24 protein-coding genes are annotated in these 25,326 nt (G+C 59.8%); 7 read left to right on the top strand and 17 right to left on the bottom strand.

The window, feature by feature from the left end; translation table 11 throughout:
• Positions 1 to 2: 2 nt before the first annotated feature.
• Positions 3 to 635 carry a 2OG-Fe(II) oxygenase gene (locus EAH74_RS01530; protein WP_140675210.1) on the bottom strand — a complete coding sequence of 211 codons (633 nt, stop codon included), beginning with the start codon at positions 633 to 635 and terminating at the stop codon, positions 3 to 5.
• A 108-nt stretch (positions 636 to 743) separates the two neighbouring features.
• Between EAH74_RS01530 and EAH74_RS01535 the strand changes: the two genes are divergently transcribed.
• Positions 744 to 1,496: a DUF2059 domain-containing protein gene (locus EAH74_RS01535; RefSeq protein WP_095127028.1), complete on the top strand. Its 753-nt coding sequence runs from the start codon at positions 744 to 746 to the stop codon at positions 1,494 to 1,496.
• Positions 1,497 to 1,610: 114 nt separating this feature from the next.
• Here the strand turns inward: EAH74_RS01535 and EAH74_RS01540 are convergent, their stop codons facing one another.
• On the bottom strand, positions 1,611 to 2,558 hold the full coding sequence (locus EAH74_RS01540) for an alpha/beta hydrolase (RefSeq protein ID WP_140675213.1): 948 nt from the start codon (positions 2,556 to 2,558) through the stop codon (positions 1,611 to 1,613).
• A gap of 97 nt (positions 2,559 to 2,655) precedes the next feature.
• Here EAH74_RS01540 and EAH74_RS01545 point away from each other — a divergent pair, with 97 nt between their 5' ends.
• Together EAH74_RS01545 and EAH74_RS01550 are read left to right on the top strand one after the other, a co-directional pair.
• A complete protein-coding gene (locus EAH74_RS01545; RefSeq protein WP_140675216.1) occupies positions 2,656 to 3,237 on the top strand; it encodes a DUF6436 domain-containing protein in 582 nt (193 codons plus the stop codon).
• Between the two features lie 108 nt (positions 3,238 to 3,345).
• Complete coding sequence (locus tag EAH74_RS01550; protein WP_140675218.1) at positions 3,346 to 5,757, top strand: penicillin acylase family protein; 2,412 nt, start codon at positions 3,346 to 3,348, stop codon at positions 5,755 to 5,757.
• A 135-nt stretch (positions 5,758 to 5,892) separates the two neighbouring features.
• On the opposite strand, the gene EAH74_RS01555 is transcribed toward EAH74_RS01550, so the two are convergent.
• On the bottom strand, positions 5,893 to 6,858 hold the full coding sequence (locus tag EAH74_RS01555; RefSeq protein ID WP_140675221.1) for a GlxA family transcriptional regulator: 966 nt from the start codon (positions 6,856 to 6,858) through the stop codon (positions 5,893 to 5,895).
• A gap of 378 nt (positions 6,859 to 7,236) precedes the next feature.
• Here EAH74_RS01555 and EAH74_RS01560 point away from each other — a divergent pair, with 378 nt between their 5' ends.
• Entirely contained in the window at positions 7,237 to 7,878 is a 642-nt protein-coding gene (locus tag EAH74_RS01560; protein ID WP_140675225.1) for an HD domain-containing protein, read from the top strand.
• 91 nt (positions 7,879 to 7,969) lie between these two features.
• Here the strand turns inward: EAH74_RS01560 and EAH74_RS01565 are convergent, their stop codons facing one another.
• The 8 genes from EAH74_RS01565 to EAH74_RS01600 form a co-directional block, all read right to left on the bottom strand.
• Positions 7,970 to 8,860, bottom strand: coding sequence for an ABC transporter permease subunit (locus EAH74_RS01565; protein WP_140675229.1), 891 nt, complete (start codon positions 8,858 to 8,860; stop codon positions 7,970 to 7,972).
• Positions 8,857 to 9,738, bottom strand: coding sequence for an ABC transporter permease subunit (locus EAH74_RS01570; RefSeq protein WP_193560115.1), 882 nt, complete (start codon positions 9,736 to 9,738; stop codon positions 8,857 to 8,859). Before EAH74_RS01570 ends, EAH74_RS01565 begins: the two co-directional genes overlap by 4 nt.
• A gap of 35 nt (positions 9,739 to 9,773) precedes the next feature.
• Positions 9,774 to 10,916: an ABC transporter ATP-binding protein gene (locus EAH74_RS01575; protein WP_008150457.1), complete on the bottom strand. Its 1,143-nt coding sequence runs from the start codon at positions 10,914 to 10,916 to the stop codon at positions 9,774 to 9,776.
• 70 nt (positions 10,917 to 10,986) lie between these two features.
• Positions 10,987 to 12,084, bottom strand: a complete 1,098-nt coding sequence (locus EAH74_RS01580; protein ID WP_140675237.1) for a polyamine ABC transporter substrate-binding protein — start codon at positions 12,082 to 12,084, stop codon at positions 10,987 to 10,989.
• 242 nt (positions 12,085 to 12,326) lie between these two features.
• Positions 12,327 to 13,424 (bottom strand): polyamine ABC transporter substrate-binding protein, encoded by a 1,098-nt coding sequence (locus EAH74_RS01585; protein WP_123368559.1) that lies wholly within the window; start codon positions 13,422 to 13,424, stop codon positions 12,327 to 12,329.
• Between the two features lie 182 nt (positions 13,425 to 13,606).
• Positions 13,607 to 14,971: an aspartate aminotransferase family protein gene (locus EAH74_RS01590; RefSeq protein ID WP_123368560.1), complete on the bottom strand. Its 1,365-nt coding sequence runs from the start codon at positions 14,969 to 14,971 to the stop codon at positions 13,607 to 13,609.
• Between the two features lie 58 nt (positions 14,972 to 15,029).
• Positions 15,030 to 16,388, bottom strand: a complete 1,359-nt coding sequence (locus EAH74_RS01595; protein ID WP_008150453.1) for a glutamine synthetase family protein — start codon at positions 16,386 to 16,388, stop codon at positions 15,030 to 15,032.
• A 37-nt stretch (positions 16,389 to 16,425) separates the two neighbouring features.
• Positions 16,426 to 17,202 carry a gamma-glutamyl-gamma-aminobutyrate hydrolase family protein gene (locus EAH74_RS01600; protein WP_140675240.1) on the bottom strand — a complete coding sequence of 259 codons (777 nt, stop codon included), beginning with the start codon at positions 17,200 to 17,202 and terminating at the stop codon, positions 16,426 to 16,428.
• Between the two features lie 278 nt (positions 17,203 to 17,480).
• Between EAH74_RS01600 and EAH74_RS01605 the strand changes: the two genes are divergently transcribed.
• From EAH74_RS01605 to EAH74_RS01615, 3 genes are all read left to right on the top strand, one after another.
• Positions 17,481 to 18,857, top strand: a complete 1,377-nt coding sequence (locus EAH74_RS01605; protein ID WP_008150449.1) for a glutamine synthetase family protein — start codon at positions 17,481 to 17,483, stop codon at positions 18,855 to 18,857.
• Between the two features lie 241 nt (positions 18,858 to 19,098).
• A complete protein-coding gene (locus EAH74_RS01610) occupies positions 19,099 to 19,731 on the top strand; it encodes a TetR/AcrR family transcriptional regulator (protein WP_140675244.1) in 633 nt (210 codons plus the stop codon).
• Positions 19,732 to 19,746: 15 nt separating this feature from the next.
• Positions 19,747 to 20,511 (top strand): hypothetical protein, encoded by a 765-nt coding sequence (locus EAH74_RS01615; RefSeq protein WP_140675247.1) that lies wholly within the window; start codon positions 19,747 to 19,749, stop codon positions 20,509 to 20,511.
• A 63-nt stretch (positions 20,512 to 20,574) separates the two neighbouring features.
• On the opposite strand, the gene EAH74_RS01620 is transcribed toward EAH74_RS01615, so the two are convergent.
• From EAH74_RS01620 to ssuE, 6 genes are all read right to left on the bottom strand, one after another.
• Positions 20,575 to 20,790: a TOBE domain-containing protein gene (locus EAH74_RS01620; protein ID WP_007942473.1), complete on the bottom strand. Its 216-nt coding sequence runs from the start codon at positions 20,788 to 20,790 to the stop codon at positions 20,575 to 20,577.
• A gap of 33 nt (positions 20,791 to 20,823) precedes the next feature.
• The gene (ssuB, locus tag EAH74_RS01625) at positions 20,824 to 21,630 is read right to left on the bottom strand and encodes an aliphatic sulfonates ABC transporter ATP-binding protein (protein WP_140675250.1); all 807 of its coding nucleotides are present in this window, start codon (positions 21,628 to 21,630) and stop codon (positions 20,824 to 20,826) included.
• Complete coding sequence (ssuC, locus tag EAH74_RS01630; protein ID WP_008150441.1) at positions 21,627 to 22,409, bottom strand: aliphatic sulfonate ABC transporter permease SsuC; 783 nt, start codon at positions 22,407 to 22,409, stop codon at positions 21,627 to 21,629. The genes ssuB and ssuC overlap by 4 nt, the downstream gene beginning before the upstream one ends.
• An 8-nt stretch (positions 22,410 to 22,417) precedes the next feature.
• Complete coding sequence (gene ssuD, locus EAH74_RS01635; RefSeq protein WP_140675253.1) at positions 22,418 to 23,566, bottom strand: FMNH2-dependent alkanesulfonate monooxygenase; 1,149 nt, start codon at positions 23,564 to 23,566, stop codon at positions 22,418 to 22,420.
• Between the two features lie 25 nt (positions 23,567 to 23,591).
• Positions 23,592 to 24,557, bottom strand: a complete 966-nt coding sequence (locus EAH74_RS01640) for a sulfonate ABC transporter substrate-binding protein (RefSeq protein ID WP_140675256.1) — start codon at positions 24,555 to 24,557, stop codon at positions 23,592 to 23,594.
• Positions 24,558 to 24,658: 101 nt separating this feature from the next.
• Complete coding sequence (gene ssuE / locus EAH74_RS01645) at positions 24,659 to 25,252, bottom strand: NADPH-dependent FMN reductase (RefSeq protein ID WP_140675259.1); 594 nt, start codon at positions 25,250 to 25,252, stop codon at positions 24,659 to 24,661.
• Positions 25,253 to 25,326: the final 74 nt, after the last annotated feature.

Genomic DNA, 25,326 nt, shown 5'->3' on the forward strand with positions numbered 1-25,326 from the left:
GATCAGAACGGCTCGTTGCCACGCCGCCGGAACCAGCCGGTCAGCGACAGGCGATCCCGGGTCGCGGGCAGAACTTCGTGGGGCACTTCACCCGACAGAAACACCACCAGGCATCCACCTGTGGGCACTACATCATGTTCGACGCTTTCATCCAGGTACATACGCAACTGGCCGCCGTGCTCGGGCAGCCAGGCGTCATTGAGATAGACCACCGCCGACACCATGCGCCGGTCATCGTCGCGAAAACGGTCGACATGCTTGAGGTAGAACGCGCCGGGCGGGTACAGCGCGAAATGGCTTTCGAAATCTTCCAGGCCCAGAAACAAACCGCGATTCATTGCCTCGCGCAGGCTGTCCATCAAATCCAGATAGCTGTCGCAAGCCAACGCCTGGCCGGGCTCGATCCACTGGATATGGTCGCCGCGAATCCCTTCGCGAATCTCGGATGTCGACCCGCGACCCACGGCGGCCGGGGCTAATTCGCCCTCGGCAGCACGTTTACGGCACTCCGCCGCCAGTTCCTGGGTCAGACCCAGAGGAAGGAAAACATGCTGCTGCGACCAGCCGTGCTCAGCCAGGTCGTCGACGATACGTAACAGCAGCGGGTGATCAGAGGGTATTGGCATGCCGCGCATAGTATTCCTGTGCCTGAAAATCCGACAGAGCCGCGCAGCGGGTTGATACGAATTCTCGACAAGGACGAATGCCACACGGAGAATAGTCGCCTGCTGACAGGAGTCCCTATGCGCCGTTTGCTTTTTTCACTGTTGATGTTCTGTGTATTGCCCGCTTGGGCAGACGGCCACGACCAGTTGTACAAGGTCGCCGGTTGGCCAGAACAACGCGCGCATTTCAACGACGCTCTCTCGGCCGCTCAGCAGCGGTACCAGAACAGTCTGCCGCCGGCAGTGTTCCAGGCGCTGGTGAATAACAGTAATCAGCGCTTTGCCCCCCAGGCCGTCGACCAGCGCGCCGAAGCGCAATTGCGCAAGACCCTCGCCGATCCGAAACCTGCGCTGACATTCTTTCAGTCACCCTTGGGCAAGAAAATCGTGGCCGCCGAATTGCTCGCGACCCGTCGCGATCAGCTGGCAAAAAACGCCAAGGGTTTGCCCAAGATCCAGGCCAGCGACAGCCGCATGCTGATCATCGGCCATCTGGCCCAGGCCCTGCCCGCTCGCGAGGCTGGCGCTGAAGTCAGCCTGGCGATTGCCGGCGTCGCGGCCGATAGCCTCAGTTCGATGATCCCCGGCCTGCTCGGCGGTGGTCAGGCTCAAGGCATGTTGAATGGGCAGCGGCAGCGCTTGATGGACCAGATCGGCAGCGACCTGAACAACACGCTGTTGTATGTCTATCGCGACCTGTCGGACGAAGAACTGGAAGAGTTCGCGACCTTTGCCGAGTCCACCGAGGGCAAGGCTTATTACCAGGCAGCATTGGCGGCGATTCGCGCCGGGTTGGCGGTGGGGCAGGATACGCCGAGCCTCACCCAGTAATCTTCGGTGCCTGATAGATCGCTATCGCGAGCAAGCTCGCTCCCACAGTAGATCTTTGGCGTACACAAAACCCCTGTGGGAGCGAGCCTGCTCGCGATGAGGCCCTGACTCCCGCTAAAGATTCCGACCCTTGATCCGCTTGGTCAAAAACCCGAAATACTCCCTCCGCAACGCTAGCGTTTCATTCGCCAGGTGATGCCGCGCTTCAGGCAACATCAGCACCTGCGGCCGATCGAACTTGCCCCGCAACACTTCAAGGTTATGCTCCCAATCCACGGTCATGTCTGCCTGCCCCTGCACAATCAGCGGTCGCCGCATGCTGTACGGTGCGGCTTCGATGCGCTTGATCCAGCGCGCCAACGCACCGACCCAGGCGGTCGGCAAACGGAGCGACTGCAACGGATCGGCTTGCAGGAAGGGCAGAAAATCCGGGTCGTTGGAGTTCTCGCTGAAGCGCCGGGCGATGCCTTTGACGAAGGGCCTGAGCAGGTGATAACTCAGCTGCGACCAGCCCCACGCCCGTGGCCGTACCAGCGGCGACAAAAGAATCACCTGGCCCTGGGCCGGACTGTCCGCGCCGTGATTGAGCACATGATCGATCACGATCGCGCCACCCGTGCTTTGCCCGCACAGGTGCCACGGTTGTGGCAGATCGAGGGATTGCGCCTCGGTGAACAATCCTTGCAGCGTGTCCTGATACTCGGTGAAATCCTTGATGCTGGCCCGTTCGCCACTGGACAGCCCGTGTCCCGGCAGGTCGCAGGCAATCACCGCAAAATTCTGATCCATCGCCCATTCGATCACATGCCGGTAAAGCCCGGTGTGATCGTAAAAACCGTGGAACAAAAACAGCGTCGCCTTCGCCCGCTCGGGCCACCAGACCTGGCTGACCACTTCATAACCATCGACCGCGAAACGTCCAAGGCCACTGCGCACGTTACGCCCCGCAAAATCCAGTCTGTAGAAATGCTGGTAAGCCAGCGCTTCCTCCGACAGCGGCTGCCAGTCGGCCAGCGGCCGCAGGCTGGCACGCAGGTGATCGGGGTCGAAAGTAGCAGACATGAGCAATTCCAGAACGCGAAACAGACTTTATGGGCCTGCGATATTCATCTGTTGAGGCAAGCATGGCAAGCTAGCGCACCTTCGAGGACTGAAATCCATGCGCTCGCCCTACCGCGCCACACTGCTTGCCAGCCTGCTCGCCCTCGTGTGTGCCGGTGTGCTGTGGGCTGCTTACGACTGGTTTCAGGGCCGCTACCTGCGAGCGTTCAGCGAGCACACCGCGGTGTTCTCCGGCGACCCGCTGCGCCTGCCCGACAACCTCGCTGGCCCCGGCGCCATCCGCCTTGTGCATTTCTGGGACCCGGCCTGCCCGTGCAACGTCGGTAACCAACAACACCTGAGCGAACTGGTTGAGCGCTATGTACCGCAAGGCGTGGAGTTTTATGCGGTACAAAAGCCTGGCAGCCACGGTCAGTTGCCGAGCACCTTAAGCCGCCTGAAAAGCATCGTCGTCCTGCCAGGCTCCGAACAGATCCCCGCGAGCCCGGCCGTGGCGATCTGGGATCGCAGCGGCAAACTGGCGTATTTCGGCCCGTACAGCGAAGGCCTGACCTGCAATTCGAGTAACAGCTTTATCGAACCGATTCTGCAAGCGTTGAACGAAGGCCGCTCGGTGAGTGCCACGCACACACTGGCAGTGGGTTGTTACTGCCCGTGGCCCATCGACGCAGCGAAGTAAGGCTGACAGGAGACGCGAATCCCTCCTAAGTGCGATGGCCATGTCGGCAAGCCGTGTTAAACAGTGGCGCCAGGGAGCTGCTGCCACTCATAACAACAAGGAATCACCATGAAACGTAGCCTGACCGTACTCGCCCTGCTGATTGTTGCGCTCGCAGCAGGTGCAGGTTGGTACGTCTACAGCAAGCAGCCGTCACGCCAGGGCATGGTGGAACTGCAACACTTGCAGGGTTCGGTCATCGTGCGTTACGACGAGCGCGGCATCCCGCACATCCGCGCTGAAAACGAAACCGACCTGTACCGCGCCCTCGGGTACGTGCACGCCCAGGACCGGCTGTTTCAGATGGAAGTCCTGCGCCGCCTCGCCCGCGGCGAGCTGGCCGAGGTACTGGGCCCGAAACTGCTCGACACCGACAAGCTGATGCGCAGCCTGCGCATTCGCGAACGCGCCGACACCTACCTGGCGAACATGGACAAACAGTCGCCGGCCTTTATCGCCATGCAAGCCTATCTGGATGGCATCAACCAGTATCAGGACAGCCATTCAAAACCTGCGGAGTTTGATGTGCTGGGCATTCCCAAACGCCCATTCACCGCCCAGGACACCATCAGCATTGCCGGTTACATGGCCTACAGTTTTGCCGCAGCATTTCGCACCGAACCGTTGCTGACCTACGTGCGCGATCAGTTGGGCGCCAACTACCTCAACGTCTTTGATCTCGACTGGCAGCCCAAGGGCGTGCTGGCGAAAAACCGCAGCGCTGCCATGCCACCCCTCGCCAGTACCGACTGGAAAGACCTCAACGCCCTCGCCCGCCTCAGCGAGCAGGCACTCGCCGACAACGGCTTGCCGCAGTTCGAGGGCAGTAACGCCTGGGCTGTCTCCGGCAGTCGGACCAAAAGCGGCAAACCGCTGCTGGCCGGCGACCCGCATATCCGTTTTTCCGCGCCGTCGGTGTGGTATGAAGCGCAGCTCTCGGCGCCGGGTTTTGAGCTCTACGGCCACTATCAGGCATTGATGCCGTTCGCCTCTCTCGGGATGAACCGCGACTTCGGCTGGAGCATCACCATGTTCCAGAACGACGACCTGGACCTGATCGCCGAGAAGGTCAATCCAGACAACCCCAATCAGGTCTGGTATCGCGGCAAGTGGGTGGACATGGTGACCAGCGAACAGCAAATCGCGGTCAAGGGCCAGGCACCGGTGACACTGGTGCTGCGCCAGTCGCCCCACGGTCCGATCGTCAACGATGCGCTGGGCAGCGGCGTCGGCAAAACGCCGATCGCCATGTGGTGGGGTTTTCTCGAAAGCCAGAACCCGATCCTTGAGGGCTTCTACCAGCTCAACCGCGCCGACACCCTGGCCAAGGCGCGCAGTGCCTGCGCAAAGATTCAGGCGCCGGGCCTGAACATCGTCTGGGCCAACGCCAAGGGCGACATCGGCTGGTGGGCAGCGGCGCAACTGCCAAAACGTCCGGCGGGTGTGCGCCCGGGGTTCATCCTCGATGGCAGCACCGCCGACGCGGACAAGGACGGCTTCTACCCGTTCAGCGCCAACCCGCAGGAAGAGAACCCGGCGAGGGGCTACATCGTCTCGGCCAACTTCCAGCCGGTGTCGCCGACCGGTATGGAGATTCCCGGTTACTACAACCTGGCCGATCGAGGTCAGCAGCTCAATCGCCAGCTCAGCGACAAAACCATCAAGTGGGACCTGGACGCCAGCCAGAAGCTGCAACTGGGCACCACCACCGCTTACGGCCCGCGCTTGCTGGCGCCGTTGTTGCCCGTACTGCGTGAAGTGGTAAGCGATCCCGCCGAACTCAAACTGGTGGAGCAACTGGCCCAATGGAAAGGCGACTACCCGCTCGATTCCACCAGCGCCACGCTGTTCAACCAGTTCCTGTTCAACCTGGCTGACGCGACGATGCACGATGAGCTGGGCAATGATTTCTTCGAGACGTTGCTGTCGACCCGGGTGATTGATTCCGCACTGCCTCGCCTGGCCGCGACTGCCGATTCACCGTGGTGGGACAACCGCAACACCCTCGGCAAGGAAACCCGTGCCGATACGGTCAAGGTGGCGTGGCAGGCGAGCATTGCACATCTCAAAACCACCCTCGGCGGCGATTTCGCGCAATGGCAGTGGGGCAAGGCGCACACGCTGACCCATGGCCATCCGCTGGGGCAGCAAAAGCCGCTGGATCGGATCTTCAATGTCGGCCCGTTCGCAGCCCCCGGCACTCACGAAGTACCGAACAACCTCTCGGCCAAAATCGGCCCGGCGCCGTGGCCAGTCACTTATGGTCCCTCGACCCGCCGCCTGATCGACTTCGCCGACCCGACCCACAGCCTGACCGTCAACCCGGTTGGCCAGAGTGGCGTACCGTTCGACAGCCACTATGACGATCAGGCTGAAGCGTATGTCGAAGGAATCTACTACCAGGCGCATCTCAACGACGAAGAAGTCACGGCCAACACCCGCAGCACGTTGAAGCTGTTGCCGGCGCGGACTGGGCAGTAGATTTTTGTCGCCTGAGCTGACGCCTTCGCGAGCAAGCCCGCTCCCACAGTTGACCGAGTTGCCCAGGCAGACACGGTTCAATGTGGGAGCGGGCTTGCTCGCGAAGAGGCCCTGGAAGGCAACAACGATGTCAGCTCAAACCATCGCCGCAAAGTTCAGCCTGAACTGCTGCGGCGTCACGCCCAGCCTGCGGTTGAACACACTGCGCATGTGCTGGGCATCGCGAAAGCCGCACTGATAGGCCACGGTCTTCAGCGGCGATGGGGTGCTTTCAAGCAGCACCCGCGCCGCATCCACCCTGGCCCGTTCGACGAATTCCGCCGGGGTGACTTTCGCCTCTTTGGCAAATACCCGTGAAAAGTTGCGGGCACTCATGTTGGCGGCGTTGGCCAGGTCGGCAATCGTCAGGTCCCCCGTCAGATTCGCCAACACGTAGAGCTGCACCAACGCTACGGCAGAAGTGGGTTCGGCGTGTGGCGTGAGGAAAGGGCTGAACTGTGACTGCCCGCCCGAGCGCTGAGTGAACACCACCAGTCGCTTTGCCACACTCAGCGCTACTTCCGGCCCGTGATCCCTGGCCAGCAAGTACAACGACAGATCAATCCCGGCCGTGACACCCGCCGAGGTGTAGAGGTTGCCGTCCTCCACGTAAAGGCGATCAGCTTCAACCTGAGTCAACGGGCACAACTGCGCCAGCGCCGCCGCGTCGCCCCAGTGGGTGGTCACCGTTCGCCCTTCCAGCAACCCGGCCCGGGCAAGCATGAACGCGCCGTTGCAGATCGAGCCAAAGCGTCGCGCCCGGGCGCAGGCACCACGCAGCCAGGCATCGAATGCCGCACCGAAATCCATGAACGGCAACTGCGGCCCACCGGCCACCAGCAGCAAGTCATAGGCCTCCAGCGCTTCGCTGAAATGCCGATGGGCATTGAGTGACAAACCGTTGGAACACGCCATCACCCCGCGCTCGACGCCGATCACCTCCAGTCGATAGTGATCGGGTGGTTCGAGGAAACGATTGGCTTCGCAAAACACATCCATGGGACCGGTGACGTCCAGAGACTGGACGCCGGCGAAGACCACGATGGCAACGGTTTTACTCATGGCAAAATTCGCCTTCCAGGTATTGAAATGAAAGTCGGCCATCACACGATCTGTAGCAGCTGCCGAGCCCGCGAGGCTGCGTTCGGCTGCGCAGCAGTCGTAAACCCTGCGCACGCGATTCACCTGAAAGACCGCAGTGCCTGATTTTACGACTGCTGCGCAGCCGAACGCAGCCTCGCGGGCTCGGCAGCTGCTACAGGGCGTGCGTGCATCCCGGATTATCTCAACCCTAGCCAATCCGCGCGCAACAAGCGAGGTTGGCGCGATATGCATGTTCATTGGCAAGGATCGCAGCCATGGATCGATTGTCCGGTTTCGGGTGCGCGAACAGACTAAACCCTTCAGCGCCGCCACGGCGTTCCCCACGAGGAAAGCACCATGAGCAGCACCATCGCCGGGATCAAAATCCCCGACAGCGCGTTGGCCAAGGCCACCACGGAATATATTCGCGACGTCGAATCAGACCTGCTGTATCACCACTCGCGCCGGGTGTTTCTGTTCGGTGCCTTGAGCGGCGAACGCAAGCAACTGGCCTACAACCCCGAACTGTTGTACGTCGGCGCGATGTTCCATGACTTGGGTCTGGTGGAAGGTCATCGCACTGACGACGAGCGCTTCGAAGTCGATAGCGCCAACGCTGCCAAAGCGTTCCTCAAACCCTACGGTTTGTCCGACGATGATATCGAACAGGTCTGGTTGTCGATTGCCCTGCACACCACACCGGGCGTGCCGCAACACCTGCGGCCTAATGTGGCGCTGGTCACCGCTGGCGTTGAAATGGATGTGCTGGGCATCGACTACGCCGCGTTCCCCAGCGCGCAACGCGAAGAAGTGGTGCATGCCCACCCGCGTGGCGAAGGGTTCAAGGAGTGCATCCTCTGTGCGTTTGCCAATGGCTTCAAACACAAACCGGACACCACTTTTGGCACCGTGAACGCGGATGTGCTGGTGGATAGCGAGCCAGGCTTCAAACCAATGAACTTCGTCGAGATCATCCGCAAGTCCCCTTGGGTTTCCTGACCCATAAAATCAAAAGATCGCAGCCTGCGGCAGCTCCTACAGGGGAATGAGTTCTCCTGTAGGAGCTGCCGCAGGCTGCGATCTTTTGCTGTTAAGCCGCTTCCGGCGCCTGGGCGCGACGCACGTCTGGTTGTTTCCAGGAGTCGGCAGCGCCTTCTTCGATCGCCTGCTGAATTGCACGTTTGCGACTTTCTTCGGCACGACGGCTGAAGAACCAGACCAGGAACGTCATCAGCGATACCGCCAACAGAATCAGACTGGCCACGGCGTTGATCTCGGGTTTCACGCCCAGACGCACTGCCGAGAACACTTCCATCGGCAGGGTCGTGGAACCCGGACCGGACACGAAGCTCGCCAACACCAGGTCATCCAGGGACAAGGCGAACGACATCATGCCGCCTGCGCCCAACGATGGCGCGATCATCGGGATGGTGATCAGGAAGAACACCTTCCACGGCCGCGCACCCAGGTCCATGGCCGCTTCTTCGATGGACAGGTCCAGCTCACGCAAGCGCGCCGAGACCACCACCGCCACATACGCCGCACAGAACGTGGTGTGAGCGATCCAGATGGTGATGATGCCGCGCTCCTGCGGCCAACCGATCATCTGCGCCATCGCCACGAACAGCAGCAACAGCGACAGACCGGTGATCACTTCAGGCATCACCAGCGGCGCGGTGACCAGGCCACCGAACAGCGTACGCCCCTTGAAGTGGGTGATACGGGTCAGCACGAATGCCGCCAACGTACCCAGTGCCACCGCCGCCACCGCCGTATAGCAGGCGATTTCCAGCGAGCGCACCACCGAGCCCATCAATTGAGTGTTATCCATCAAACCGACGTACCACTTGATCGACCAGCCGCCCCACACCGTCACCAGTTTCGAGGCGTTGAACGAGTAGATCACCAGGATCAGCATCGGCGCGTAGATGAACAGCAAACCCGCAACCAGCATGAAACTTGAGAAACGGAAGCGCTTCATTCTTTACCCTCCATTTCTTTGGCCTGACTGCGGTTAAACAGAATAATCGGCACAATCAGGATCGCCAGCATCACCACCGCCAGGGCAGACGCCACCGGCCAGTCACGGTTGTTGAAGAACTCTTGCCAGAGCACTTTACCGATCATCAGGGTTTCCGGACCGCCGAGCAGTTCCGGGATCACGAACTCGCCCACCACCGGAATGAACACCAGCATGCAGCCCGCGACGATGCCGTTCTTGGACAGCGGAATGGTGATCTTCCAGAAGCTGTTGAAGGTGCTCGAACCCAGGTCGGATGCGGCTTCCAGCAGGCTGTTGTCGTGCTTCACCAGGTTGGCGTAGAGCGGCAGGATCATGAACGGCAGGTATGAATAAACCACGCCGATGTACACCGCGAGGTTGGTGTTGAGGATCTGCAGCGGCTCATTGATCCAGCCCATGCTCATCAGGAAACCATTGAGCAGACCGTTGTTGCTGAGGATGCCCATCCACGCGTAAACGCGGATCAGGATCGCGGTCCAGGTCGGCATCATGATCAGCAGCACCAGCACCGTTTGCAGCTCTTTACGGGCACTGGCAATGGCGTAAGCCATCGGGTAGCCGATCAGCAAACAGAGGACGGTGCTGATCAGCGCCATCTTCAACGAGCCGAGGTAGGCGGCGATGTACAACTCGTCGCCGGCCAGCATCGCGTAGTTGCTCAGGTTAAGCAGCAACTGCACCTTTTGGTCGAGGTAGCTGTAGATCTCGGTGTACGGCGGGATGGCCACGTCGGCTTCGGCGAAGCTGATCTTCAGAACAATGAAGAACGGCAGCATGAAGAACATGAACAGCCAGATGAACGGAACCCCGATGACCATCTGACGGCCACCGGGAATTATTCGACTGAGTCGGCGTTTGAATTTGCGCATGTTCATGAGCGAAGTACCACGCCGCTGTCGTCTTCCCAATACACGTAAACCTGGTCACCCCAGGTTGGGCGCTGGCCACGGCGCTCGGCGTTGGCGACGAAAGACTGGACGATCTTGCCGCTCGGCAGTTCGACGTAGAACACCGAGTGGCCGCCGAGGTAGGCGATGTCGTGCACCTTGCCGCTGGACCAGTTGTATTCGCAGGTCGGCATGGTCGGCGTCACCAGCAGTTTTTCCGGACGGATCGCGTAGGTCACGGATTTGTCCTGCACCGACGTGCTGATGCCGTGGCCCACGTAAATCTGGCGGTCCAGGTCCTTGCAGGTGATGGTTGCGTGGCCTTCAGCGTCGTCGATCACTTCACCGTCGAAGATGTTGACGTTGCCGATGAACTCGCAGACCAGACGGCTGGTCGGGGTTTCGTAGATGTCGATCGGGCTGCCGATCTGGGCGATCCAGCCCAGGTGCATGATCGCGATGCGCTCGGCCATGGTCATGGCTTCTTCCTGGTCGTGGGTCACCATGACGCAGGTTACGCCGACCCGCTCGATGATCTCGACAAGCTCAAGCTGCATTTGCGAACGCAGCTTCTTGTCCAGAGCACCCATCGGTTCGTCGAGCAGCAACAGCTTCGGCCGCTTGGCCAGGGAACGCGCCAGTGCCACACGCTGACGCTGGCCACCGGACAACTGATGCGGCTTGCGCTTGGCGTACTGCGTCATCTGAACCAGCTTGAGCATGTCGGCTACGCGCGCATCGACTTCAGCGGCGGGGATTTTGTCCTGCTTGAGGCCGAAGGCGATGTTCTGCGCCACGGTCATATGCGGGAACAAGGCGTAGGACTGGAACATCATGTTGATCGGCCGCTCGTACGGCGGCATGTCGGTGATGTCTACGCCATCGAGGAAAATGCGCCCCTCCGTGGGCCGTTCGAAGCCTGCGAGCATGCGCAGCAACGTGGATTTGCCCGATCCCGAACCGCCGAGCAGGGCGAAAATCTCGCCTTTCTTGATTTCCAGGGACACATCGTCCACGGCAATCGTCTCGTCGAACTTCTTCGTGACCCGGTCGATTTTGACCAACACCTGTTTAGGTGACTGGTCGCCCTCGAGGGCTTTCTTATAGGCGCCGGAGGCAACTGCCATTTACGAAACTCCCAACAAAATTTGCAGTCCGCCCGAGGCGAGCGAACCTTGGATAGTTTGAGCTTTGTTGCTATTTACCCGACTTGACCTTGGTCCAGCTGCGGGTCATCAAACGTTGAATGTTTGGTGGTAACTCAATAGACACGTAAGTCTTGTCGAGGACGGCTTGCGGTGGATAAACCGATTCGTCCGTGCGGATGGATTGCTCCATCAATTTGTCCGAGCCAGGGTTGGGGTTCGCGTAGCCAACCGAATCGCTGACCTGTGCAATCACTTCAGGCTTGAGCAAATAGTTGATGAAGGCGTGGGCTTCCTTGACGTTGGTCGCATCCTTGGGGATCGCCAGCATGTCGAACCAGAGCGCGCCGCCCTCTTTCGGAATCGAGTAGGCGATGTTCATGCCTTTGCCGGCTTCAGCCGCGCGGGCCTTGGCCTGGAACATATCGCCGGAAAAGCCGATCGCCACGCAGATATCACCGTTGGCCAGGTCCGCGATGTATTTGGACGAGTGAAAATAGGTCACGTAAGGCCGCACCGCCAGCAACTTGGCTTCGGCCTTTTTGTAGTCTTCGGGGTTGGTGCTGTTGGCGTTCAGGCCCATGTAGTTGAGGACTGTGGGCATCATTTCATCGGCGGAGTCGAGGAACGCCACGCCGCAGCTGTGCAGTTTCTTGATGTTTTCCGGCTCGAACACCACATCCCAGGAATCGATCTTGTCGAGGCCCAGTACAGCCTTCACTTTGTCGACGTTGTAACCGATGCCGTTGGTGCCCCACAGATACGGCACGGCGTACTGGTTACCCGGATCGTTTTGCTCCAGGCGCTTGAGCAGCACCGGGTCAAGGTTGGAATAGTTGGTCAGTTGTTTCTTGTCGAGCTTCTGGAAAGCACCGGCCTTGATCTGCTTGCCGAGGAAGTGGTTGGACGGCACGACCACGTCGTAACCGGTACGCCCGGCCAGCAACTTGCCTTCCAGGGTTTCGTTAGAGTCGAAGACGTCATACACCGGTTTGATGCCGGTTTCTTTCTGGAAGTCTGCCAGGGTCGTCGAACCGATGTAGTCCGACCAGTTATAAATATGCACAGTGCCAGCGGCCTGGACACTAACGGCAAGCGTCAGTCCAGCGCCGACCAGCAGTGCATTGCGCAACAAAGAAAAAACAGGCACGTGGAGGTCCTCTAAAATTAGTTGGGCCCAAGTTGCCCCGCGTTACATGACAGCCATGGCTGCCTGACAACAAAACCGGCGCGCAACTTACCCTCGAAAAACCGTTCCAGCAAAACTTTTATGCAGATACCTGTAGCAGCTGCCGAAGGCTGCGTTAAGGGCCGAAGGACCTTCCCGCGTTTTCAACAGCACAACGGCTTCGCAGTTGGACGCAGCCTGCGGCAGCTGCTACAGGGGTTTACTTACTTACCGGATTTGATCTTGGTCCAACTGCGAGTCAGGATCCGCTGGGTCGCGGCCGGCAAGTCGGCAATCGCGTACAGCTTGGCCAACACGTCGGCCGGCGGGTAGATGCCCGGGTCGCTGGTGATGTCTTTATCAACCAGTGCGGTGGCGGCGGCATTACCGTTCGGGAAACGCACGGCGTTGGTGATGGCGGCCATGACTTCCGGCTTCTGCAGGTAGGTCATGAACTTGTAGGCGCCTTCGACGTTTTCGGCATCTTTAGGGATGGCGACCATGTCGTAGAAGCTGCCTGCACCTTCTTTCGGAATGTTGTAGCTGACTTTGACTTTGTCACCGGCTTCAGCCGCGCGGGACTTGGCCTGGTAGATGTCGCCCGAATAACCCACGGCTACGCAGATGTTGCCGTTGGCCAGGTCGGAGATGTACTTGGACGAGTGGAAGTAGGCGATCGAAGGACGGACTTTCAGCAGCAGGGCTTCGGCCTTGTCGATGTCTTCTTTCTTCTGGCTGTCGGTCGGCAGGCCCAGGTAGTGCAACGCCGCCGGGATCATCTCGGTTGGCGAATCCAGCAGGCTGATACCGCACGACTTCAGTTTGGCGGCGTTTTCAGGCTTGAAGATCAGGTCCCAGGAATTGGTCGGTGCATCGGCACCCAGTGCAGCCTTGACCTTCTCGGCGTTGAAGCCGATACCGATTGAACCCCACATGTAAGGGAAGGCGTGTTCGTTGCCCGGGTCGCTCACCGATACCGCTTTGAGCAGGTCAGGGTTCAGGTTTTTCCAGTTAGGCAGCTTGGACTTGTCCAGCTTCTGGTAAACGCCAGCCTTGATCTGCTTGGCCAGGAAGTTGTTCGACGGCACGACGATGTCGTAACCGGACTTGCCTGCCAGCAACTTGGCTTCGAGGGTTTCGTTGCTGTCGAAAACGTCATACACCACCTTGATCCCGGACTCTTTCTCGAAGTTCGCGATGGTGTCCGGTGCGATGTAATCGGACCAGTTGTACACGTGCAGAACCTTGTCATCGGCCTGAACTGCACCCGCCATCACGCCCATCAGGGACATGGCGAGAAGGGTCTTGCCAGCTATCTTCATACCTAATGCCTTCATCGGTAATGCTCCAATTTTTCTTTTTAACCACGTGTTCAGCGGCCTTTCCTGGGCATCTGAAACAACCGGTAGTCTGGCAAGTTCCAAGGCAGGCTTTCAAGGAAAGACCCATCCTTTGTTTGCGCTGAGCGAAGTGCACACTTCACACCCCGCTCAGAGCCTAGCACTTAGCCCTGCAATGCACTCAGGGTCAGGTCCAGACACTTGCGTGCCTTGGTCACCAACTCATCGATTTCAGCCGGTGTAATCACCAGTGGCGGAGCAATGATCATGGTGTCGCCGACGGCGCGCATGATCAGGCCGTTCTCGAAGCAGAACGTGCGGCAAATCATGCCGGCGCCCTTGCCTTCGTAACGCTTGCGAGTGGCTTTGTCCTGCACCAGCTCGATCGCCCCCAGCAGACCCACCCCACGCACTTCCCCCACCAACGGGTGATCGTTCAGTTCCCGTAAACGCTTTTGCAAATAGGGTGCCGTTTCTGCATGAACGCGCTCGATAATTTTTTCTTCGCGCAGGATGCGGATGTTTTCCAGTGCCACCGCAGCCGCCACCGGGTGCCCGGAATAGGTGAAACCGTGGTTGAAATCGCCGCCTTCATTGAGCACCGCAACCACTTCGTCACGCACGATCAGGCCACCCATAGGGATGTAGCCAGATGTCAGGCCTTTGGCGATGGTCATCATGTCGGGTTTGAGGTCGTAGAAATCGCTACCGAACCACTCACCGGTACGGCCGAATCCACAGATCACTTCGTCAGCCACGAACAGGATGTCGTACTTGGCGAGGATTTCCTTGATGCGCGGCCAGTAGGTGTCTGGCGGAATGATCACGCCGCCAGCACCCTGGATCGGCTCGGCAATAAAGGCACCGACGTTGTCCACGCCGACTTCCAGAATCTTCTCTTCCAGCTGATTGGCCGCCCAGACACCGAACTCTTCCGGTGTCATCTCGCCGCCTTCAGCAAACCAGTACGGCTGCGCGATGTGGACGATGCCCGGGATCGGCAAGTCGCCTTGTTCGTGCATATACGTCATGCCACCCAGGCTCGCGCCGGCCACGGTGGAACCGTGATAGCCGTTCTTGCGGCTGATGATGACTTTCTTCTTCGGCTGGCCCTTGATCGCCCAGTAGTGACGAACCATACGCAGCATGGTGTCGTTGCCTTCAGAGCCGGAACCGGTGAAGAACACGTGGTTCATGCCTTGTGGCGCGATGTCGGAGATGGCCTTGGCCAGTTCCAGCACCGGCGGGTGAGCCGTCTGGAAGAACAGGTTGTAGTAAGGCAGTTCACGCATTTGTTTACTGGCGGCATCGGCCAGTTCATCGCGACCGTAGCCGATCGCCACGCACCACAGGCCGGCCATGCCGTCGAGGATCTTGTTGCCTTCGCTGTCCCAGAGGTAAACGCCCTTGGCGTTGGTGATGATCCGCGGGCCTTTCTCTTTCAGCTGCTTGAAATCGCTGAACGGGGCCAGGTGGTGATCGTTGCTCAGGGTTTGCCATTCACGGGTTTGCGGGTTGTTGCTGGTCATGCGAATTCTCCTAAGATTTTCAGTGAGAGCGCCGCCAACATCAGCGGCGCCCGGCGCATCAGACGGCGAAGAGCAGGAATTCCCGCTCCCACGAACTGATCACGCGCTTGAAGTTTTCATGCTCGGCCCGCTTGACCGCGACGTAGCCAGTGATGAATTTTTTGCCCAGGTACTTCTCGATAGTCGCGCTGTGTTCCATGCGTTCCAGCGCGTCTTCGATGGTCAGTGGCAGGCGCAGGTTGCGGCGTTCATAGCCACGCCCCACCACCGGCGCACTCGGGTTCAAGCCTTCGACCATGCCGATGTAACCGCAAAGCAGGCTCGCGGCGATCGCCAGGTACGGGTTGGCGTCGGCGCCCGGCAGGCGGTTTTCCACCCGACGGTTTTGCGGCCCGGCATCCGGAACCCGCAGGCCCACGGTGCGGTTCTCTTCGCCCCACTCCACGTTCACCGGCGCCGAGGTGTCCGGCAGGAAGCGGCGGAACGAGTTGACGTTCGGCGCGAACAGCGGCAACAGCTCGGGGATCAGTTTCTGCAAACCACCGATGTGGTTCAGGAACAGCTGGCTCATGCTCCCGTCTTCATTGGAGAAGACGTTCTTGCCGGTTTCGATGTCGATGATGCTCTGGTGCAAGTGCATCGCGCTGCCCGGCTCGCCGGTCATGGGCTTGGCCATGAAGGTGGCGGCCACGTTGTGCTTGAGCGCGGCTTCGCGCATGGTGCGCTTGAACACCAGGATCTGGTCGGCCAGGGACAGGGCATCGCCGTGACGGAAGTTGATTTCCATCTGCGCCGTGCCGTCCTCGTGGATCAGCGTGTCGAGGTCAAGCTCCTGCAATTCGCACCAGTCATAGACGTCTTCGAACAGCGGATCGAATTCGTTTGCCGCTTCGATCGAGAAGGACTGGCGACCGGTTTCCGGGCGACCGGAACGGCCAATCGGCGGTTGCAGCGGGAAGTCCGGGTCTTCGCAGCGCTTGGTCAGGTAGAACTCCATTTCTGGCGCCACGATCGGCTGCCAGCCCTTGTCGGAATAGAGTTTCAGCACCTTTTTGAGCACGTTGCGCGGCGACAGCTCAATCGGGTTGCCTTGCTTGTCGTAGGTGTCGTGGATCACCTGAGCGGTGGGCTCGATGGCCCAGGGCACAAGGAATACCGCGTTCTGGTCGGGGCGGCAGATCATGTCGATGTCGGCCGGGTCGAGCAGTTCGTAATAGATGTCGTCTTCGACATAGTCGCCGGTCACAGTCTGCAACAGAACGCTCTCGGGCAGGCGCATGCCTTTTTCGGCAATGAACTTGTTGGTCGGCGATATCTTGCCCCGGGTGATCCCGGTCAAGTCGGCGATCATGCATTCGACTTCTGTGATCTTGTGGTCTTTCAACCAATCGGTGAGCTGGTCGAGGTTGTTACTCATAAATGCCTCTTAGGCTGAGTTTCCTGACTCTTATAAGTCAGGCGTTGTTTGACGCATCGGCGTCGCGTTGTAATGCGTACTTGCGGCAGGCATCGCCAAATGCCTGGAAGATCGCAAGGTAATCCGGGTTTGAGCTTACCTGCCATTCGGGATGCCATTGCACTCCCAAAGCAAAACCCTTGCCCTGCGGGACCGAGACTGCCTCGATCAACCCGTCAGGAGCCAAGGCCTCGACGCAAAGGCCCGGCGCCAGACGTTCAACGCCCTGGCCATGAATCGAATTGACCTGTATCTCGCTCGCCAGGCCCAGACCTGCGAGCACACCACCCGGTTGAATGTGCACCGAGTGACTTGGTGCATACTGTCCTTCAAGCGGTAGGCTATCGTCTTCACGGTGATCCATGAATGGACCGGCTTCGTGGACTTTTTGATGCAGGCTGCCGCCGAACGCCACATTCATTTCCTGGAAGCCGCGGCAAATACCGAGCACGGGAATACCGGCGGCGACTGCGGCGCGGATCAACGGGAGGGTGGTGGCATCACGTGCAGAATCATGAGCAGTGCCCGGCGCGCTGGCTGGGCCGCTATAGTGAAACGGTTCTATATTGGAAGGAGAGCCTGTCAAGAGGATGCCATCCAGACCGTCCAGAATATCGGACGGTGCCAGCAAATCAGCCAGGGACGGAAGAATCACCGGCAGGCCCTTGGACGCTGAGGCCACGGCGCGGACGTACTTGTCGCCACTGATGTGATAAGCATGCAGACCGATCTGCTTAGAGCAGGCGGTGACGCCGATTAACGGCAGGCGAGACATGAAGCACCCCGGTATTATTGGTGTTATGGGTTTGAATCGAGCTTAGCCTTGTTCATTTTTTTACACAACACCCCCGTAAAAAATACAACACGGCCCGCCTCAGCCCGCAGGCGCTAAAGCGATCAAAGGCATAAAAACGCCCCAAAGTGCCTCAAAAAAGGCCAATGGGTGCTTTTTTAGGGCAAAAAAGGCCTCGCTTGACTTCGGCATGCCGTTCGGGTTGACTGGAATCCGAAGAGATCAATGATTGATATTTTTAACAACAAAGGTGTTGCATCATGTCGGTACCCCCGCGTGCCGTTCAGCTTAACGAAGCGAACGCGTTCCTTAAGGAACATCCTGAGGTTCTGTACGTTGACCTTCTGATTGCGGATATGAATGGTGTGGTGCGCGGCAAGCGCATTGAACGCACCAGCCTCCACAAGGTTTACGAGAAAGGCATCAACCTGCCGGCCTCTCTATTTGCTCTGGATATCAATGGCTCGACGGTGGAAAGCACCGGCCTGGGCCTGGACATCGGCGATGCTGACCGAATCTGCTATCCAATCCCTGACACCCTCTGCAACGAGCCTTGGCAGAAGCGCCCTACTGCGCAACTGTTAATGACCATGCACGAACTTGAAGGTGAACCTTTCTTCGCGGATCCCCGTGAAGTGCTGCGTCAAGTTGTTGCCAAGTTCGACGAGATGGGTCTGACCATCTGCGCCGCGTTCGAACTGGAGTTCTACCTGATCGACCAGGAGAACGTGAACGGTCGCCCACAACCGCCTCGCTCGCCGATCTCCGGCAAACGCCCGCATTCGACACAGGTTTACCTGATCGACGACCTCGACGAATACGTCGACTGCCTCCAGGACATTCTGGAAGGTGCGAAAGAGCAAGGCATCCCTGCCGACGCGATCGTCAAGGAAAGTGCCCCGGCGCAGTTCGAAGTGAACCTGCACCACGTGGCCGACCCGATCAAGGCCTGCGACTACGCGGTCCTGCTCAAGCGTCTGATCAAAAACATCGCCTACGACCATGAAATGGACACCACGTTCATGGCCAAGCCTTACCCGGGCCAGGCGGGCAACGGTCTGCATGTCCATATCTCGATTCTTGATAAAGATGGCAAAAACATTTTTGCCAGTGAGGATCCCGAGCAGAACGCCGCACTGCGTCACGCGATCGGCGGTGTGCTCGAGACCCTACCGGCGCAGATGGCTTTCCTCTGCCCGAACGTCAACTCCTATCGTCGTTTCGGCGCACAGTTCTACGTGCCAAATGCACCGTGCTGGGGTCTGGACAACCGTACTGTTGCGGTGCGTGTGCCGACGGGTTCCGCCGACGCGGTCCGTCTGGAACACCGCGTTGCCGGTGCCGATGCCAACCCGTACCTGCTGATGGCTTCGGTCCTGGCAGGCGTGCACCACGGCCTGACCAACAAGATCGAGCCAGGCGCACCCGTGGAAGGCAACTCCTACGAGCAGAACGAGCAAAGCCTGCCGAACAACCTGCGTGATGCGTTGCGCGAGCTGGACGACAGCGAAGTCATGGCCAAGTACATCGACCCGAAATACATCGATATCTTCGTCGCGTGTAAAGAGAGCGAGCTGGAGGAGTTCGAACACTCCATCTCCGACCTCGAGTACAACTGGTACCTGCATACCGTGTAAGCGGTTGCAGTAAAAACAACGCCGCAGGCTTCACAGCTTGCGGCGTTTTTTTATGTGTTCCTTCAGTTAAACCGAGGTGGATTCTTCGCGAGCAGGCTCGCTCCCACACTGGATCTTCAGGGAACATGGAAACTGTGCCCAACACAGATCAAATGTGGGAGCGAGCCTGCTCGCGATGGCGTCCAGGCAGACAACATCAAACCCTGCTCGTACAATGCCCGCTGCCCCGCAGGAGACTTCGATGACCCGACTCGCCACCCCACGCAAACCCCGCGCCCGCAGCCAGGCCCGGATCGATTCGATACTCGATGCCGCCCGCACGCTGCTGGCTGCCGAGGGCGTGGCCAGCCTGTCGATTTACAGCGTCGCCGAACGCGCGGAGATCCCGCCCTCCTCCGTCTACCACTTCTTTGCCAGCGTCCCGGCGCTGCTCGAAGCCCTGACGGCCGACGTCCATGCTGCGTTCCGTGCCTGCCTGCAAGCCCCCATCGACCATGACGCCCTCAACGGCTGGCGCGATCTATCGCGACTGGTGGAACAACGCATGCTCGCGATCTACAGCGAAGACGCCGCCGCCCGCCAGCTCATTCTTGCCCAGCACGGTTTGACCGAGGTCACCCAGGCCGACCGTCAGCACGACATCGAACTCGGCGACCTGATGCACAAACTCTTCGACCACCACTTCGAGCTGCCGAGACTGCCGACGGACGTCGATGTGTTTGCCCTGGCCATGGAGCTTGGCGACCGCGTCTATGCGCGCTCGGTGCAACAACACGGACAGATCACCCCACGCATGGCTGAGGAAGGGATGCGGGTATTCGATGCCTATCTGGGTCTGTATTTACCGCCCTACCTGTCCAAGCGCGACGCATAACGCAACGAGGTGTTCATGTCACACGTTCCAGACCACTACCTTGGCGTGTGGCAACGACGCCTGATCAACTTCCAGTCGGGGCGCGTCGACAGCGAAACAGCCGTGTACTGGCTGCAGACCCCGCGCTTGTTTGCCGACCTGCGCATCCCGCCTGCCCCGCTTCCGGCCTTGCCGCTGGAGCAACAGAATTACGCTGACTGGCTGACCCTGAGCGAGCAAAAAGGCTTCGCCGGCGTAACCGAGGTCAATGGCGACATTTGCCAGTGGCATCGCAAACTCGACTACCAGCCCGTCAGCGCCGAAGAAGACATCGGGCGCATGCATTTCGAAACCAGTGAACGCCTGATCGAAACCGCCTTGGACGACAGCTACTACGAGATCTGGGAGCGGTTGCCGGACTCTCGCGGCACCTGTCGCGGTCAGTGGTTGCAGGCGGTCGATGATCCGGCGCGATTTGCCTGCCTGGTGCTGGCCGGTGACTACTTTCTGTTCGCCGCCAGCCGCGCGGTCGCGCTGAACCCCGGCGGCCATTTGCGTGAACACATCGACGGAGCAAGCGCACAGCAACGGCTCGCCTGCGAACTGTCCTTCGGTCGCCACCACGGCGGGCACACGCCGTGGCACATCGACTATTCCACACTGCCCATGCTGACCGGCCAGCCACTGTTGCCGGCAGACATCGATCCAAACGCCAGTGAGCTACTCAGCGACCCACGGCTGCTGTCTTCACTCGGCACCTACGCGCCTGCCGACGGTTGGCGTTGCGTGCCCGAGCCCTGAACACCCGCGCATAAAAAACCCCGAAGGGTTCACACCCTTCGGGGTTGTGCGCAATGCACGCGCTTACAACTTGGCGATCGACACCTCGGTGGATTTCACAAACGCGATCACTTCGCTGCCGACCACCAGTTCCAGCTCTTTCACCGAGCGAGTGGTAATCACCGAGGTGACGATGCCGGAAGCGGTCTGTACGTCGATTTCGGACAGTACGTCGCCGAGTACGATTTCCTTGATGGCGCCTTTGAACTGGTTGCGAACGTTGATGGCTTTGATCGTCATGATGTTGATTCCTGTCGTTGGATAAGGCTTGAGTTATTGAGCCCAACGCAATTGCGTAGGCAATGGTGAAACAGGTTCCGGTGCCGGCGGTTCGCCGGGCAACGCCAGCACGCGATTGAGGACTTCGGTTTCCAGCGCCGCCAGCCGATGGGAGCCGCGAACTCGAGGGCGCGGCAGCTCAACGTGCAGGTCGAGGCCGACTTCGCCCTCTTCGATCAGGATCACCCGATCGGCAATCGCCACCGCTTCACTGACGTCGTGGGTGACCAGCAACACGGTGAAACCATGCTTTTGCCAGAGCCGCTCGATCAGCTGCTGCATTTCAATTCGGGTCAGTGCGTCCAGCGCGCCCAGCGGTTCGTCCAGCAACAGCAAACGCGGTTGATGGATTAGCGCGCGGGCCAGGGCCACACGTTGCTTCTGGCCGCCGGACAAGGCCGCCGGCCACTCATTGGCGCGATCGGCCAGACCGACCGACTCCAACGCTGCCAGCGCTTGCGGACGCCAGTTGCCCTTGAGCCCGAGGCCGACGTTGTCGATGACCTTTTTCCAGGGCAGCAAACGCGCTTCCTGGAACATCAATCGGGTGTCTTCCCGCGCCTCACTCAGGGGTGCGGAGCCTGCGAGCAATTCACCGCCCGTGGGTTTGTCGAGACCGGCGAGCAAGCGCAGCAAGGTACTTTTACCGCAACCGCTACGACCGACCACGGCGACAAACTGACCGGCCGGGATGTGCAGATCGATCTCGCGCAGCACCTGCCGCGAGCCAAAGGTTTTTTGCAGTTTGCGCACCGCCAGCGGAATCCCGCGCAGCAGGCGTGGAGGTTGTTGAGCCGTCATGCCGCACCTCCTTTAACAACCTGATAGGCCGGGTGCCAGCGCAACCACACGCGTTCAAGTCCACGGGCCGCGAGGTCGGCGAGTTTGCCGAGCACGGCGTACAAAAGAATCGCCAGTACCACCACGTCGGTCTGCAGGAACTCCCGGGCATTCATTGCCAGATAGCCGATGCCGGAGCTGGCGGAAATGGTTTCCGCGACGATTAACGTCAGCCACATGAAGCCCAGCGCGAACCGCACACCGACCAGAATCGATGGCAGCGCGCCCGGCAGAATCACCTGACGGAACAAGCTGAAACCGGACAAGCCATAACTGCGGGACATTTCCACCAGCGCCGGATCAACGTTGCGGATGCCGTGATAGGTGTTGAGGTAGATCGGGAACAACGTGCCCAACGCCACCAGGAAAATCTTCGCCGACTCATCGATGCCGAACCACAGGATCACCAGTGGAATCAGCGCCAGGTGCGGCACGTTGCGGATCATCTGCACCGAACTGTCGAGCAGGCGCTCGCCCCATTTCGACAGGCCGGTGATGAAACCCAGGGTCAGACCGATACTGCCGCCGATGGCGAAGCCCAGCGCTGCGCGCCAGCCGCTGATCGCCAGGTGCGTCCAGATTTCACCGCTGCGCACCAGGCTGACGCCGGCTTCGATGACGGCGATCGGCGCCGGCAGAATCCGTGTCGACAACCAGCCCGCCGACACCGACAACTGCCACACCGCCAGCAGCAACACCGGCAACGCCCAGGGCGCAAGGTTATGGATAAGTTTCTTCATGGCGCGCCTCAGCCCTGCGACGCGGCTTTGGGAAGAATGTCATTGGCGACCATCTCACCAAACGGGCTGACGTAACCGGCGCTTTTCGGCAATTCCGGGCGCTCGATATCGAGGTGCGGAAACAGCAATTCGGCGACGCGGTATGACTCTTCCAGGTGTGGGTAACCGGAGAAGATGAACGTGTCGATGCCCAGGTCCGCGTATTCCTTCACGCGAGCGGCCACGGTCGGACCGTCGCCCACCAGCGCCGTGCCAGCACCGCCGCGCACCAGGCCAACGCCAGCCCACAGGTTGGGGCTGACTTCCAGGTTGTCACGGCTGCCACCATGCAGCGCGGCCATGCGCTGCTGCCCGACCGAGTCGAAACGCGCCAGAGAAGCTTGAGCGCGAGCGATGGTGTCGTCGTCCAGATGAGAGATCAGCCGCTCCGCCGCTTGCCAGGCTTCGGCATTGGTTTCACGAACGATCACATGCAAACGTATGCCGAAGCGCACGGTGCGCCCGAGCTTCGCGGCTTTAGCGCGTACTTGTTCGATCTTCTCGGCAACGGCGGCCGGAGGTTCGCCCCAGGTCAGGACCATTTCGACCTGCTCTGCCGCGAGGTCTTGCGCCGCTTCCGAAGAACCGCCGAAGTACAGCGGCGGACGCGGTTGCTGGATCGGCGGGTAGAGCAACTTCGCGCCCTTCACGCTGATGTGCTGACCGTCATAATCGACGGTTTCGCCTTCCAGCACGCGGCGCCAGATGCGGGTGAATTCCACCGAGGCTTGATAGCGCTCTTCGTGAGTCAGGAACAAACCGTCGCCGGCCAATTCTTCCGGATCACCGCCGGTCACCAGGTTGAACAATGCACGACCGCCGGACAGGCGATCCAGTGTCGCGGCCTGACGCGCTGCCACCGTCGGGGAAATGATCCCGGGGCGCAGGGCGACGAGGAATTTCAAACGCTGGGTAACCGGGATCAGCGACGCGGCCACCAGCCACGAGTCTTCGCAAGAGCGACCCGTAGGAATCAGCACCCCGCCGAAGCCCAGCCGATCCGCCGCTTGCGCGACTTGTTGCAGATAACCATGGTCGACGGCGCGAGCGCCTTCGGCGGTGCCAAGGTAATGGCCGTCGCCGTGGGTTGGCAGGAACCAGAAGATATTGAGGCTCATGGAGTGGTCTCCTTAGGGATTCGAATTACTGAGCGTTGGCAACGGCCGCCGGTGGCGTCCAGATCACGTCTTTGATGCTCAACGGCTTTGGAATCAGCTTGAGCTGGTAGAAGCTGTCGGCGATTTTCTGTTGCGCGGCGACCACTTCAGGCGTGATGAACAGTGCGCCGAAACCTTGGCGCTTCATCGAAGTGAGGGTGATATCTGCCGGCAGGCCGAGCAGTGGCGAGACTTGTTGGGTCACGTCTTCCGGATTGGCCTTGGACCATTCGCCGACTGCGCGCACTTCTTCCACCAGGGTCTTGATCACCTCAGGATTTTTCTGCGCGTATGGCTTGGTCGCGAGGTAGAACTGATGGTTGTCGACGATGCCTTGGCCATCACGCAGGGTGCGTGCCTGCAACTGTTGTTCGGCGGCGGCCTGGTACGGGTCCCAGATCACCCAGGCATCGACGCTGCCACGTTCGAACGCAGCGCGGGCATCGGCCGGCGGCAGGAATACGGTCTGGATGTCGGTGTATTTGAGGCCCGCATCTTCCAGTGCGCGGACCAACAGGTAATGAACGTTGGAGCCTTTGTTCAGGACGACTTTCTTGCCCTTGAGGTCCTGCACCGATTTGATCGGCGAGTCCTTCGGCACCAGGATCGCTTCGCTGTGCGGCGCTGGCGGTTCGTAGGCGACGTAGAGCAGATCGGCGCCGGCGGCTTGAGCGAATACCGGTGGAGTTTCACCCGTAACGCCGAAGTCGATGGAGCCGACGTTCAGGCCTTCGAGCAGTTGCGGGCCGCCGGGGAATTCAGTCCATTGCACGTCCACGCCTTGGGCGGCGAGGCGTTTTTCCAAAGTGCCTTTGGCTTTGAGCAGCACCAGGGTGCCGTATTTTTGATAACCGATTCGCAACGTCTCGGCTTGAGCTTGAGTAATGGCGCCGAAGGTGACAGCCGCAGCAAACAGAGCGACCAGACCACGACGCAAAATGACAGTGCGCATGGCGCTCTCCTTTTTGCTGTTGGGTTTTGGCTGCACCTGCTTGGCCGTTGGCGGCTGAGTAAGGTGAGTACATCAAATTCAGGTGTGGCTTAAGTGCTGGCTTAAATGCTCCAGCGAGCACTCAACAAACGTTCATTCAACAGGTTCGGATCGATCGGCTTGGGCCGCCTCGCCATAGCGCTGAAAAACAGCTCCAGTGATTCATTCAGTCTTTCTTCCAGCTCCGGCGCCAACTGGGCCTGGACGCTGCCTTCGCCGTAAGCGATCTGACTGTCTACGGCGAAAATCCCGTGGAGCATTTCCTGTGCTTTCAACGCCGACAACACAGGCTTGAGCGCGTAGTCCACCGCCAGCATGTGGGCGATGCTGCCACCGGTGGCCATGGGAAAAACCACCTTGTGGGCCAGGGCACGCTCGGGCAGCAAGTCCAACACCGTTTTCAATGCCCCGGAGAACGACGCTTTGTAAACCGGCGTGGCGATCAGCAGGCCATCGGCGTTTTCAATCTGTTGCAGCAGGTCGATCACCTTCGGGCTGTCGAAGCGTGCATGCAGCAAGTCTTCGGCCGGGAAGTCCCGTACCTGGTAACTCACCACTTCCACACCTTGCTCCTGCAACCAGCGTTGGGAGCGCTCCAGCAGCACCCCGGAACGGGAGCGTTGACTGGGACTGCCATCGAGTGAGACGACCAGCATTCAGGCGATTCCTTGAACGGTGTTGGCGATTCGCGGTATGCGATCTCGCTTTGATGGGAGTGACCTTAACAGGG

Source organism: Pseudomonas mandelii, assembly GCF_006438925.1.
GTDB lineage: Bacteria > Pseudomonadota > Gammaproteobacteria > Pseudomonadales > Pseudomonadaceae > Aquipseudomonas > Aquipseudomonas mandelii_C.

Bases quoted from the DNA above. Each gene is read 5' to 3' on its own strand.
- EAH74_RS01530 (WP_140675210.1), bottom strand. From the start codon at position 635: ATGCGCGGCATGCCAATACCCTCTGATCACCCGCTGCTGTTACGTATC.
- EAH74_RS01535 (WP_095127028.1), top strand. From the start codon at position 744: ATGCGCCGTTTGCTTTTTTCACTGTTGATGTTCTGTGTATTGCCCGCT.
- EAH74_RS01540 (WP_140675213.1), bottom strand. From the start codon at position 2,558: ATGTCTGCTACTTTCGACCCCGATCACCTGCGTGCCAGCCTGCGGCCG.
- EAH74_RS01545 (WP_140675216.1), top strand. From the start codon at position 2,656: ATGCGCTCGCCCTACCGCGCCACACTGCTTGCCAGCCTGCTCGCCCTC.
- EAH74_RS01550 (WP_140675218.1), top strand. From the start codon at position 3,346: ATGAAACGTAGCCTGACCGTACTCGCCCTGCTGATTGTTGCGCTCGCA.
- EAH74_RS01555 (WP_140675221.1), bottom strand. From the start codon at position 6,858: ATGAGTAAAACCGTTGCCATCGTGGTCTTCGCCGGCGTCCAGTCTCTG.
- EAH74_RS01560 (WP_140675225.1), top strand. From the start codon at position 7,237: ATGAGCAGCACCATCGCCGGGATCAAAATCCCCGACAGCGCGTTGGCC.
- EAH74_RS01565 (WP_140675229.1), bottom strand. From the start codon at position 8,860: ATGAAGCGCTTCCGTTTCTCAAGTTTCATGCTGGTTGCGGGTTTGCTG.
- EAH74_RS01575 (WP_008150457.1), bottom strand. From the start codon at position 10,916: ATGGCAGTTGCCTCCGGCGCCTATAAGAAAGCCCTCGAGGGCGACCAG.
- EAH74_RS01585 (WP_123368559.1), bottom strand. From the start codon at position 13,424: ATGAAGATAGCTGGCAAGACCCTTCTCGCCATGTCCCTGATGGGCGTG.
- EAH74_RS01590 (WP_123368560.1), bottom strand. From the start codon at position 14,971: ATGACCAGCAACAACCCGCAAACCCGTGAATGGCAAACCCTGAGCAAC.
- EAH74_RS01595 (WP_008150453.1), bottom strand. From the start codon at position 16,388: ATGAGTAACAACCTCGACCAGCTCACCGATTGGTTGAAAGACCACAAG.
- EAH74_RS01600 (WP_140675240.1), bottom strand. From the start codon at position 17,202: ATGTCTCGCCTGCCGTTAATCGGCGTCACCGCCTGCTCTAAGCAGATC.
- EAH74_RS01605 (WP_008150449.1), top strand. From the start codon at position 17,481: ATGTCGGTACCCCCGCGTGCCGTTCAGCTTAACGAAGCGAACGCGTTC.
- EAH74_RS01610 (WP_140675244.1), top strand. From the start codon at position 19,099: ATGACCCGACTCGCCACCCCACGCAAACCCCGCGCCCGCAGCCAGGCC.
- EAH74_RS01615 (WP_140675247.1), top strand. From the start codon at position 19,747: ATGTCACACGTTCCAGACCACTACCTTGGCGTGTGGCAACGACGCCTG.
- EAH74_RS01620 (WP_007942473.1), bottom strand. From the start codon at position 20,790: ATGACGATCAAAGCCATCAACGTTCGCAACCAGTTCAAAGGCGCCATC.
- ssuB (WP_140675250.1), bottom strand. From the start codon at position 21,630: ATGACGGCTCAACAACCTCCACGCCTGCTGCGCGGGATTCCGCTGGCG.
- ssuC (WP_008150441.1), bottom strand. From the start codon at position 22,409: ATGAAGAAACTTATCCATAACCTTGCGCCCTGGGCGTTGCCGGTGTTG.
- ssuD (WP_140675253.1), bottom strand. From the start codon at position 23,566: ATGAGCCTCAATATCTTCTGGTTCCTGCCAACCCACGGCGACGGCCAT.
- EAH74_RS01640 (WP_140675256.1), bottom strand. From the start codon at position 24,557: ATGCGCACTGTCATTTTGCGTCGTGGTCTGGTCGCTCTGTTTGCTGCG.
- ssuE (WP_140675259.1), bottom strand. From the start codon at position 25,252: ATGCTGGTCGTCTCACTCGATGGCAGTCCCAGTCAACGCTCCCGTTCC.